This is a genomic window from Pseudoalteromonas sp. HL-AS2, from assembly GCF_031198805.1.
In the GTDB taxonomy this organism is placed as follows: Bacteria; Pseudomonadota; Gammaproteobacteria; order Enterobacterales; family Alteromonadaceae; genus Pseudoalteromonas; species Pseudoalteromonas nigrifaciens.
The window spans coordinates 1,305,409-1,317,775 of record NZ_CP133571.1 but is presented as its reverse complement, the minus strand read 5'-3'; the positions used below and the strand labels follow the sequence as shown (position 1 = coordinate 1,317,775).

Here is a 12,367-nt window from a genome sequence, read left to right as displayed (position 1 = left end):
TTATTTACCAGGTGGTTGTAGATGATAGGCTTGCTCAGGTCAACTCCTCAAGCTCAGTAATAAGCGCTAAAGCCTGCGCATTAGTTGTACCGCATACATCTAATGTGGCGCTAAAATCGCTGCATACTTTTGGCCGACTGGCGTCGCCAAATAACTTACATAAATTACGCTCATCTAGCTGAATACAGCGCTCTCCGGCCTTTTTACCGTTTGGCATTCCTGGAATGGGCGAGCTAATACTTGGCGCAATACAACATGCCCCACAGCCTAACCGACACGCCATAGGCTGTGTTTTCATAATAACCTCTGTTTAAATGCATTTGCTTATTAGTAATCTAGTTGATGCTACACACACGATATTAACGCTTAGCGTTTTGTAAAATTAAAGCCCAGCCTAGCTCACTAAAATATTGATTTTTTAACGGGCTAATATTTTAACACGAATTACGATAAATAATGGCGCTACTCATTTAATTAAAACTTTGCAGCAACCCGTTACATCAAACAATTAAGGCACATACTAATAACACAACACACTTAGTGACATAGCAGCGACTATGTTATTATATTGGCTAATTATTTCGTTAAAAACTTCATTATTATATTGCCCATGCCAAATATTGCTACTTGCTTTACGCCATTTTCAGCGCCTGTAAATCACATGGCGCTACCAGATAAATTTACTTTTCCTTTTTACTATGAGCCTAAAGCAATTGCTGTAGCAGCAACCGAGCAGTTGCAACAACAGCTCGAAACACAGTTAGAGTACTTGGCAAACCCAGCTAATAATGAAGAGTCGGGTAAAATGTTTGGCGTACTAGTGGTGCAAAATAATCAGCAACAGCTTGGTTATTTAGCCGCTTACTCGGGGCAACTTGAGGGCGTAAGCAGTAAAATTAACTTTGTACCTGCCGTGGCCGATATGCAGCTACACGATGCTGAGTATTTAGCACAAAGCAGCATTATTAATAATATTAACGCCCAAATTGAGCAGCTAGAAAATAGTGAGCAATTTAGCACTCTTAATAACGCATTTAACCAAGCCAATGCCACTTATCAGCAGCAGTTAGAAGCGCAGCAAGCGTTAATGCAAGTTAGCCGCCGAATGCGTAAACAACAACGCACTGATGCAAGCACTCAGTTATCCCCAACTGACTTTGAGCAGCTAAAAATTCAGTTAGCTGGGCAAAGTATTGTCGAAAAAAAGCAACTACAAGCACTAAAGCAGCTGTGGCAAAGTAAACTCGACACCCTGCAGCAAGCTCTAAATAATATTACTGATGAAATTGCACACTTAAAAAAACGTCGTAAAACACTTTCTAAAAGCTTACAAAAAAAGCTGTTTGCGCAATACCAATTTTTAAATGCTAATAACGAAACTAAAGATCTAAACGCTATTTTTGCACCCTTGCCTGAGCATACGCCACCAGCAGGCGCAGGAGATTGCGCCGCGCCTAAGTTATTGCAATATGCGTATCAACATAATTTAAAACCTTTAGCTTTGGCAGAATTTTGGTGGGGCGCTGCGCCTAAATCAGCTATTAGGCATCATAAACATTACTACCCGTCTTGTTATAGTAAATGCCAACCTATTTTAGGGCATATGCTCAAAGGCTTACATGTAGAAGAAAATCCATTATTGATCAACCCTGCTATTGGTAAAGATTTAACTATTATTTACCAAGATCACGATATATTAGTGATCAATAAACCAGCTGAATTTTTGTCCGTTCCTGGGGTTAATATTGAAGACTCGGTTTATTTGCGCATTAAAACACAATTTCCACATGCTACCGGCCCGCTCATTGTGCATCGCTTAGATATGTCAACGTCAGGGTTATTAATTATTGCACTCAATAAAAGAGCGCATAAAGCCCTGCAAAAACAGTTTATAGAGCGTACCATAGAAAAACGTTACGTTGCTTTAGTTGCCGGAAATGTAGTTCAAAACAGTGGTACAATTGATTTACCTCTGCGCTTAGATTTTGATGACAAACCGCGCCAATTAGTGTGTTATCAACACGGTAAAGCATCCCTTACTACTTGGCAGGTGTTAGAGCGAAAAGATAATATTACCCGCTTGCACCTTTACCCTAAAACGGGGCGTACGCACCAGCTAAGAGTGCATTGCGCGCATAAGTTAGGCTTAAATATGCCCATAGTTGGTGATGATCACTACGGTGAAAAAGCCAATAGATTACATTTACATGCCGAGTACTTATCGTTTTGCCACCCGATTAATCATCAGCAGTTAGAGTTTGAAGTAGCGCCCGACTTTTAAAAATGGTCGAGCCTAGGCCCATTGACTTCTTATTGTTTAAATTTGCTCTCAGGGTGTTTTGTTTAAACGCCTTGGGAGAATACCTGCAGCGTAATTTCTTTCACCACAGGTGCTACCGATAAAACCAGTAACGCCGACATAGTATAATTAAAGTAGCGTCTATAACGTTCAGACTTTAATACTTGCTTTAATAATGTACCAAAAAACAACCATACTCCTGCACACGGAAAAGCAACCAACAAAAACGTCAGCGCTAATGTAAAACTTTGCCCGTAATAACCTGCGCCAACGGTTGTAAACGCCGCAATAGCACCAGTGGCTACAACCCATGCTTTACCATTTACCCACTGAAATAGTGCTCCTTTTATAAAAGTAAGCGGCTTGGTTTGACTGTTTGTTGAGTTTACACTGCCAGATTTAGCAATGAGCCATGCTAAATACAGCAAGTACAGTGTTCCTAAGCACTTAATAATTAAATGCAAATTAGGGAACAACGCAAATAATTGCCCAAAGCCTAAGCCAATCAGTAGTATCATTAAGGCAAAACCAATACAGATCCCCGTAAGTAAAGGTAGGCTTTTTCGCACGCCAAAATTTACCCCTGAGGTCATAAGCATGATGTTATTTGGCCCAGGAGTGACCGAAGCTGATACAGCAAAAAATACGGTTGCAACTAAATAATCCATAAGCACACCTTATTAAAAGTCCTTTATTTAAATTTAACTGCCCGACTTAATATTTACCACCTTAAGCTAAAGCCTTATATTTATACCCTACACTTAAAATTATCAAGCGTAAATAAATGGCTAGTCCAATACACTTTTATCAATAATACCTTTGGCAATTAACTGTTTTAAAATTGTGCGGCATTTTTCACGGCACACATCGCGCAGTAAACGCACCGCGGGAGTAATCGACTGCCTGCTTGGGCAAATAAGCCATAACTCACCGCTAACATGTTGATAATTTGGCATCACCGTAACCACCCTATCGGCCAGTAAATCATCTGCTATATCGAGCGCTGACTTAACCGCCAGCCCCTTACCTGCAACGCACCAGCGCCTAACTAAATCGCCATCGTTAGAGGCACGCTTACCTTGCATTTTAACTTTAAACTTACTTTGCCCGTCGGTAAATTCCCAGCTGTTATTTATAATGTCTTGTAGTTGATAAAACATGCCCTGATGACGATTCAATTCGTCTGGGTGATTGGGGCTACCATGTGCTATTAAGTACTCTTTAGTGGCGCAAAGGAGCCGTGGTACATTACAAATTTTAAAACCATACATATTAGTATCGCTCGGAGATCCATAACGCAGCGCTATATCGACCGAATCACGATAAAAATCAACGTTACTGTCGCTTATATGCGTTCTTAAACTGAGTTTAGGATAATTATCCATAAGCTCATCAATCCAGGGGATCACTAAATTACGCCCAAAATCTGATGACAGTGCAACGCGCAGCTCTCCCTCAATTTCATCATGTTCGCCTTTGAGGTTTTGTTTTGCTTGCTCTAGCACTGCAAGTGCTTGCTCACACTGAGGAATGTAACGCTCACCCGCTGCCGAAAGGCGTAAGTGGCGTGTTGTTCTTATAAACAGCTCACTGCCAAGGGCTAACTCTACACGTTTAATGGCAGCACTCGCAGTTGCGGTGCGCATATCGCATTTTGCTGCGGCTAAAGTAATGCTTCTAAATTCTGCAACTTTTAAAATAAGTTTAAGATCGTCTATCTGCATATTATCTATTTTTATTTGATAATGTTTCAATTATTATGCTGTTTATTTTTCACAAAGCAAAGCGTATATTAGCTGCCATTCGCACTAAGCACTTATTACTCTAACCAATCGTTAATTTTTATCTGTTAAGTATGATTGTTTTAAAGTTAAATTTACCCGGAGAAAACCATGACTCACCCTATTATTAGCGATTTAGAAAAACGCCACACGGCCAAACATTATGATGCAGCTAAACGTATTAGCGATCACGACCTTAACGTAATTTATGAAGCTATGCGTTTATCGCCTTCATCAATTAACTCACAACCGTGGAAGTTTATTGTTATTGAGTCTGATCAAGCTAAGCAACGTTTTCATGACAGCTTTGCAAATATGTTTCAGTTTAATCAAAAGCACGCAAAAACAGCATCGCATATTGTGCTTTTTGCTCACAAAACTAACTATACCCGTGATGATTACGCACACGTTATAGACACAGATATTAAAAATGGTCGCACGCAAAGCGAAAACCGTGAACAAGCTTTTGGCGCGTTTGCGTTTGTAGATATGAATACCGATGAGCAAGGCAATAATGCAACTTGGACTAAAGCGCAAACTTACATTGCACTTGGTAATACCATGCACGCAGCTGCTCGTTTAGGCATTGACTCTACCCCAATGGAAGGCGTAGATGCGCAGTTACTTGGTGAAATTTTTGCGAAAGAATTAGATGGTTACGTATGTGATGTCGCATTAGCGCTGGGCTATCACGATAGCGCTGAGGACTATAATGCTAAGTTACCTAAATCGCGTTTAGACGCTGAGCAAGTAATTCAGGTTTTATAATCGCGTTTATCGCCCGTTTTTAATAATTTAAACCCCTGTTTAATTTAATTAAACAGGGGTTTTTTATTGCAGTTAACTTACTTTTTGTTGTGCAATTTGAATGTACTGCACTAAATCCTCTATCGATACCACTGGCATATTATGCTTATTTGCATAACCGCTCACCTCAGGTAAACGCGCCATTGAGCCATCGGGGTTAGTTAGCTCGCAAATAACGCCAAACGGCTTTAAACCCGCAAGTTGCATTAAATCTACAGATGCTTCGGTATGACCACGGCGTACCAGTACTCCACCCGTTTTAGCTTTTAAGCCAAATACATGCCCTGGGCGCGATAAATCCTCAGGTTTAGCATTGTCGGCTGTGGCGGCTTTAATCGTTGTAACTCTATCGGCTGCAGAAACGCCAGTAGTTACGCCCTCTTTGGCCTCAATGGTTATGGTGTAAGCGGTATTGTTTTGACTGGTGTTATGAGTAACCATTTGCGGTAGGTCGAGCTGTTTTATGCGCTCCTCCCCCATGCATAAACACACAATGCCGCTGCCTTCGCGGATCATCTCAGCCATTTGGGCGGTGGTTAAATGCTCGGCTGAAAATACAAAGTCACCTTCGTTTTCACGGTTTTCGTCATCAACAACCAATACGCCTTGGCCTTGCTGTAGTGCGGTAATGGCATTTTCGACGCGCGTTAACGGCTCGCCAAATTGAGTAAGTAGAGACTGAATCATCATTATATTCCTGATTAAAAATAAATAGATTCAGGACACTGAAAGGATCGATAAAATAAACTCTAAAAGCATTAAAGTATAAGTACCAACAATAACTTAAATTAAAAAACATAAATAGCACACAGCCAAAAGCCACGCACTATTAACGCTATATTTAAGCCATATTCTCTTTCATCCGGACTGTAACCGTCGGCTCTGGCATCTCACCAGATCTGCTGACCTTTGATATTATATAAAACAACAAAGCGCTCGCGGGCTTATTTAAACACTACAAATGTAATTAAAATAGTGAATTAAACATACCGCCGGTGGGGAATTTCGCCCCGCCCTGAGAATGTACTTAAATAACGAATTATAAAAGCCAGCTTATTATACCCCTGTACCGGCACGTTATTCAAAGCCAATTAAGAGAGCGACGTATTTAATGACGCTTTTATTACTCTGCCTTCGTTTATATCGGCAATTAATGTGCAAGTAGCACCATTAATTAAATTTAAGTTAGGTGCAATATGGCCTATATCTGCATCTATAATAACCGGAAACATACAGCCTCCAAGCGCTACATTTAATGCGTGGCGATAGTCAAATTCGGGGTTTTTGCCTTGTGTAATTTCACTGCGGCCGATAATTATGCCGTTAATGTCGTCAAATATACCGGCTAGTTTTAACGACAGTAAAAATCGCGCTACAGTAGTGGGGGTTAATTCTGAATTTTCTAAGTATAAAATTAGCCCTTCGGGCGCGCTGTGCTTTTTAAATTCATGCAGGTCTAAAAATGGTGAATCGAGTAATAAACCCACGGTATCTAGGCAGCCTCCAAATAAACGCCCCGACATTTCGATAGTACGCTGATCAAAGTAATTTAAGCATTGCCACTGAGTCGTCTCGGTATAATTAAATAAGGCTTCTGGGTGCTGTGCATAATCGGGGGCTACTTTTTGATAATGTGTTGATGGTGCCTGTGTAAACTCACTATTTGCTGCATAACTTAGGGTTTCAAATATTTGTAAGCAATAAGGGCTTTTTTCGTTTGGGTGCAATTGCATTAAATTGGCACAATGCAGCGTTGCCCATTGGCATTTAGCAGTGAGTGCACAGGCCACAGTACTCACATCTGAAAACCCCACAAGCCATTTGGGTTTAGCCTGTTTAATAGCATTAAAATCAAGTTGTGGCAGTATTTCCATCGCAAGCTCGCCACCAAAGGGAGGCATAATTGCATCAATACTATCGTCAACTAAAAAGCCCATTAACTGCTCTGCATGGGCTTTGGTAGCTAATTCTGCTGTTGCTTCGCTGCGCCGTAAAAACGCCCCCTCAATTACTTCATAGCCACGCTGTTTTAAACCGTTTATTACACTCTCTAAACGAGCATGATATTTAGCCGCGATCCCTTCTGAAAGCGAACACACCGCAATTTTAGAACCTACTTTTAAAGGTGCCGGGTAAAGTATATTAGCCATTATTTATCCTTATTTGAGAGGACGTTAAACCGTATTGCTCCATATCAGCATAGATCAAATTGATGGCAGATGAATAACCTAAAGAAATTTTAGTTAAAAGTAATTGGTAGAGGGGGAAATGTGCAAGAATAAATTCAAACTAAGTTTTGCGCTAATTACTGAGTGTTAAGTGATTAGCGCAAAACATATAAACCTAAAATTTTTGATTTAACCAATTTCTAAAAAATAGTTAACTACGGTAAAGTAAATCCACATCCCCGATATATCAACAATTGATGCCAATACAGGGCTCACTAATACCGCGGGGTCTAGCTTAAGTGCCCGCGCTAAAATAGGTAATAACCCCCCTAGCGTAGTAGAAATAGTTACCTGAATAAACAATGCCACTGCGATGGCCATCGCAATTATATTTAAATCGAACCCACCGGCAGATTTAACATCGCTAAAAAATAAGATGCGAATAACCATTACGCCCGCCACCGCTAACGCAAGACACACTGCAATTTGGCTTTCTTTAAGAAACACAGCAAACCATTGTCTTTTTTTCAGCTCGCCTGTTGCTAACGCCCGTATTACCAAAGTAGCCGCTTGTGAGCCTGTGTTACCGCCCGCAGCCGCAATAACCGGCATGTACACTGCCAACAATACTAACTGGCTTAATGTGTCTTCGTATTGAGTAATAATTAACCCAGACACTATACCTAATAACGCTAATACTATGATCCAGCCAATACGCTGCTGCACATGCCCCAGTGCCGAGGTATTTAAATAACTTTGCGCTGTTTCAACTTCTGAGTGAATAAAACCCAACTGATGCGCATAGTGTCGAGCGAGTTTGTCGTAACCGTCTTTTTCTAAACGACTTATTAAGTCTTGTACATAAGTAATTGAACAGTGCTGTAAAATAGCAACCGCTTCTTCAACATCCATTATTGTTAATAAGTGCACTTGTTTATTATAGCTGTGCGCTAAAAACACTTTTCTAGCCGCCCCTATTTCTGCTTGAGAAAAGTGTGGGTTATTTTCTACGTAGTTTTTGCTCATTACCGTCATGGCGAATCTCCCGATTGGCTAATGCTAGGCTAATTGTATTTTATTTAAATTAATAACATGGCGTTCAAACAGTTAAAACTACTGCTTAGCTAATAGCCATTAATTAGGAGTAAAACACATTAGCATAAGGTAACGACCATCAAATAATGAAACTATATGACTGATTAAAATACCAGCGTACTAGTAACTATAATCAGCACTTTAATAAGGCTAATTTCATTATTTATATCTAGGTGTCTGAGAGAAGAAAAATAGGAAAGAATAAAATTACTCTACCGCTTAGGTAGATTTATAGAAGATAAATACCAATACGGGTTATTTTTCTGCCCTCAATCTAGAGGGATGGTCGGTATCGTTCATAAATATCTCCGAGTAAACTGCTTAATTTGCAGCCTGTATATGGTAACAAAGTAAAATTTTTAAGGCCAATTTATAAGGGCTGTTTTAACACTTTTAAACACTTTAAAACAAAAAAGCCAGTGTATTAATACACTGGCTTTTATTTACACGTAAAGTGAGTTATTAAATATACTCAACCTCGATGATTTCGTATTCAACGGTGCCTTTAGGGGTTTCAATGTTCACAGCATCATCTGCTTGCTTACCAATTAAACCTCGTGCGATCGGTGAATTAACCGAAATACGATTATCTTTAATACTTGCTTCGTCATCACCAACAATCTGGTATTTAACTTCAACATCAGTTTCAACGTTGACAATAGTAACTGTTGTACCAAAAATAACTTTGCCGGTATTAGGCATTTTAGTTACATCAATTATTTGTACATTTGAAAGCTTAGCTTCAATTTCTTGAATTCGGCCTTCACAAAAACCCTGTTGCTCACGCGCAGCGTGATACTCAGCATTCTCTTTTAAGTCACCATGCTCTCGTGCAACTGCAATATCGCTGACGATTTTAGGACGGGTAACTGTTTTTAATTCGGTAAGTTCTTTGCGCAGTAAATCTGCACCACGAACTGTCATCGGAATTGTTTGCATACTTTTTCTCACTTAATCCCAAGGCCGCAATTTAACGGCCTTGGCACATTTCCTTAGTTCAATCGCAGGTGTAGTTCTTGAACTGACGTCACCTTCCCACGGTCATCTGCTTGGTTTGCTGTACAGTTTGCAAACGCCGCATTTAAGGTCGTAGTATAGTTGGTTTTGTGCTGTAAAGCACCACGACGTAACACCTTCGAATCTTCAATCGCTTGGCGACCTTCTGTGGTATTAACAATATAGCTATACTCGCCACTTTTGATTCTATCAAGAATGTGCGGGCGCCCTTCAAATACTTTATTTACACGGCGAACCGCAATGTCAGCATTTTCAAGTGCAGCAGCTGTACCACCTGTTGCATCTATTTCAAAACCAAGGTCTGTCATGATTTTAGCTAGTTCAACAATACGTGGCTTATCGCTATCACGCACGGATAATAGCGCGCGACCACCGCGTGGTAAAGTATTGCTTGCACCTAATTGTGCTTTTGCAAACGCTTCGGCGAAAGTATCACCAACACCCATCACTTCACCGGTTGAACGCATCTCAGGGCCACGGATTGGATCCACACCTTGAAACTTAGCAAATGGTAAAACAACTTCTTTTACGCTGTAATATGGAGGAATAACTTCTTTAGTTATACCTTGGCTTGCCAAAGACTGACCCGCCATACAACGTGCAGCTACTTTTGCAAGTGCAACACCGGTTGCTTTTGATACAAACGGTACGGTACGTGCAGCACGTGGGTTAACTTCAATTAAATACACTAAGCCATCTTTTACAGCAAACTGAGTATTCATTAAACCAACAACACCAAGTTCAAGTGCCATATCAGTAACTTGCTTGCGCATTACATCTTGTACTTCTTGCGATAGCGTGTGAGCCGGTAATGAACATGCTGAGTCACCTGAGTGAACACCCGCTTGCTCTATGTGCTCCATAATACCGCCAATAATTACTTGCTCGCCGTCGCAAATTGCGTCAACGTCAACTTCAATCGCGTTATCTAAAAAGCGGTCTAGTAATACTGGTGCTTCGTTTGAGGCTTGTACTGCTTCGGTCATGTAGCGACGTAAGTCTTGCTCGTCGTATACAATTTCCATGGCGCGACCACCTAGTACATACGATGGACGTACTACTAATGGAAAGCCAATTTCAACTGATTTTAAAATTGCTTCTTCAGTTGATGTTACCGTAGCGTTTTCTGGTTGCAGTAGATTTAAACGCTCAACTAATTGTTGAAAACGTTCGCGGTCTTCTGCACGGTCTATTGCATCTGGCGATGTACCAATAACTGGCACGCCATTCGCTTCAAGTTCACGCGCTAATTTAAGCGGTGTTTGACCACCGTACTGCACAATTACACCCACTGGCTTTTCAACACGTACAATTTCTAGTACGTCTTCAAGGGTAATTGGTTCAAAGTATAAACGATCTGAGGTGTCGTAGTCGGTAGATACCGTTTCAGGGTTACAGTTAACCATAATGGTTTCATAACCGTCTTCACGCAATGCAAGCGAAGCGTGTACACAACAGTAATCAAACTCAATGCCTTGACCAATGCGGTTAGGACCGCCACCAATCACCATGATTTTGTCACGGGTTGTTGGGTTGGCTTCACACTCTTCATCATAAGTTGAGTACATGTAAGCTGTGTCTGAACTAAACTCTGCAGCACAGGTATCAACACGCTTGTATACTGGTAGAATGTTTAGTAAATGACGCTTTTTACGAATTTCAGCTTCTGATACGCCTGCAATTTCTGCAATACGTGGGTCAGCAAAACCTTTACGCTTTAACTTGCGTAGGAAGTCAGCATTTAAGCCTGCCATGCCTACGTCGCTAATTTTTGCTTCGTCTTTTAAAATGTCTTCTATTTGTACTAAGAACCAGCGGTTAACTTTTGTCAGCTCGTAAACATCCTCAACGCTCATACCATGGCGCATTGCATCGGCAATATACCAAATACGCTCTGCACCTGGCTCGCGTAGTTCACGAATGATAATTTCTTTTGCTTTAGGGTCGTCAAGCGCCACAATTGGGTTAAAACCAGTTGCACCCACTTCAAGGCCACGTAATGCTTTTTGTAATGACTCTTGTTGGTTACGACCAATCGCCATTACTTCGCCTACTGATTTCATTTGCGTGGTTAAACGGTCGTTCGCACCGGCAAATTTTTCAAAGTTAAAGCGAGGTATTTTTGTAACTACATAGTCAATTGCCGGCTCAAACGACGCGGGTGTTTTACCGCCAGTAATATCATTTTGTAGCTCGTCAAGTGTGTAGCCTACGGCTAATTTTGCAGCAATTTTAGCAATTGGGAAACCCGTTGCTTTTGACGCTAATGCTGATGAGCGTGATACGCGTGGGTTCATCTCAATGATAACCATACGGCCATCTTCAGGATTAATACCGAACTGTACGTTAGAACCGCCTGTTTCAACACCAATTTCACGTAATACCGCCATAGAGGCGTTACGCATAATTTGGTATTCTTTGTCGGTTAATGTTTGCGCTGGTGCAACTGTGATCGAATCACCCGTGTGCACACCCATAGGGTCAAAGTTTTCAATGGTACAAACAATAATACAGTTGTCGTTTTTATCACGTACAACTTCCGTTTCGTATTCTTTCCAACCAATCAGTGATTCATCAATTAGCAATTCGTTCGTTGGCGATAAGTCTAAGCCACGCTCACAAATTTCTTCAAACTCTTCTAAGTTATACGCTACACCACCACCGGTGCCGCCCATAGTAAAAGAAGGCCTGATAATACACGGTAAGCCAATGCGAGTAATGATGTCTCTTGCTTCATCCATTGAATGAGCAATTTCAGCACGTGGGCATTCTAAACCAATGTTTTTCATTGCTGTATCGAAACGTTCGCGGTTTTCTGCTTTGTCGATTGCATCTGCTGTTGCGCCAATTAACTCAACGCCGTGCTTAGCCAATACGCCGTGCTTGTCTAATTCAAGCGCACAGTTTAATGCTGTTTGCCCACCCATAGTCGGTAGGATTGCATCTGGCTTTTCTTTTTCGATAATTTTTTCTACAACTTCCCAGTGAATTGGTTCGATGTACGTCGCATCTGCCATATCAGGGTCAGTCATAATTGTTGCTGGGTTTGAGTTAACTAATATAACTCGATAGCCTTCTTCTCTCAGTGCTTTACACGCTTGTGCACCAGAGTAGTCAAATTCACAAGCCTGACCAATAACAATTGGGCCTGCGCCTAAGATAAGAATGCTTTTTATGTCGGTACGTTTTGGCATTATTAC

The 12,367-nt window shown here is 41.0% G+C and carries 10 protein-coding genes and 1 riboswitch; of the genes, 2 read left to right on the top strand and 8 right to left on the bottom strand.

The genetic code is table 11. From position 1 onward, the window contains the following. Positions 1 to 34 precede the first annotated feature (34 nt). The gene (locus RB215_RS06300; RefSeq protein ID WP_011327924.1) at positions 35 to 298 is read right to left on the bottom strand and encodes a YkgJ family cysteine cluster protein; all 264 of its coding nucleotides are present in this window, start codon (positions 296 to 298) and stop codon (positions 35 to 37) included. Positions 299 to 610: 312 nt separating this feature from the next. Here RB215_RS06300 and RB215_RS06295 point away from each other — a divergent pair, with 312 nt between their 5' ends. Then, positions 611 to 2,281, top strand: a complete 1,671-nt coding sequence (locus RB215_RS06295) for an RluA family pseudouridine synthase (protein WP_309217035.1) — start codon at positions 611 to 613, stop codon at positions 2,279 to 2,281. A gap of 62 nt (positions 2,282 to 2,343) precedes the next feature. Here RB215_RS06295 and RB215_RS06290 read toward each other — a convergent pair whose 3' ends face one another. Both RB215_RS06290 and RB215_RS06285 read right to left on the bottom strand, forming a co-directional pair. Next, on the bottom strand, positions 2,344 to 2,967 hold the full coding sequence (locus RB215_RS06290) for a LysE family translocator (protein ID WP_011327920.1): 624 nt from the start codon (positions 2,965 to 2,967) through the stop codon (positions 2,344 to 2,346). Positions 2,968 to 3,087: 120 nt separating this feature from the next. After that, complete coding sequence (locus RB215_RS06285) at positions 3,088 to 4,023, bottom strand: LysR family transcriptional regulator (protein WP_089368947.1); 936 nt, start codon at positions 4,021 to 4,023, stop codon at positions 3,088 to 3,090. A 168-nt stretch (positions 4,024 to 4,191) separates the two neighbouring features. Here RB215_RS06285 and RB215_RS06280 point away from each other — a divergent pair, with 168 nt between their 5' ends. After that, complete coding sequence (locus RB215_RS06280; protein ID WP_086993412.1) at positions 4,192 to 4,848, top strand: nitroreductase family protein; 657 nt, start codon at positions 4,192 to 4,194, stop codon at positions 4,846 to 4,848. Between the two features lie 72 nt (positions 4,849 to 4,920). Here RB215_RS06280 and ribB read toward each other — a convergent pair whose 3' ends face one another. The 5 genes from ribB to carB all read right to left on the bottom strand — a co-directional run bounded on the left by ribB (position 4,921) and on the right by carB (position 12,361). Next, positions 4,921 to 5,574, bottom strand: a complete 654-nt coding sequence (gene ribB, locus RB215_RS06275) for a 3,4-dihydroxy-2-butanone-4-phosphate synthase (protein ID WP_011327916.1) — start codon at positions 5,572 to 5,574, stop codon at positions 4,921 to 4,923. A gap of 159 nt (positions 5,575 to 5,733) precedes the next feature. Next, a riboswitch (FMN riboswitch) is annotated at positions 5,734 to 5,914 on the bottom strand. 64 nt (positions 5,915 to 5,978) lie between these two features. Continuing rightward, positions 5,979 to 7,037, bottom strand: coding sequence for a S66 peptidase family protein (locus RB215_RS06270; protein ID WP_089368110.1), 1,059 nt, complete (start codon positions 7,035 to 7,037; stop codon positions 5,979 to 5,981). A gap of 207 nt (positions 7,038 to 7,244) precedes the next feature. Further along, positions 7,245 to 8,090, bottom strand: a complete 846-nt coding sequence (locus tag RB215_RS06265; RefSeq protein ID WP_011327914.1) for a magnesium transporter — start codon at positions 8,088 to 8,090, stop codon at positions 7,245 to 7,247. A 522-nt stretch (positions 8,091 to 8,612) separates the two neighbouring features. Continuing rightward, positions 8,613 to 9,089 (bottom strand): transcription elongation factor GreA, encoded by a 477-nt coding sequence (gene greA / locus RB215_RS06260; protein ID WP_011327913.1) that lies wholly within the window; start codon positions 9,087 to 9,089, stop codon positions 8,613 to 8,615. Between the two features lie 53 nt (positions 9,090 to 9,142). Next, complete coding sequence (gene carB, locus RB215_RS06255) at positions 9,143 to 12,361, bottom strand: carbamoyl-phosphate synthase large subunit (RefSeq protein WP_197108078.1); 3,219 nt, start codon at positions 12,359 to 12,361, stop codon at positions 9,143 to 9,145. Positions 12,362 to 12,367 lie beyond the last annotated feature (6 nt).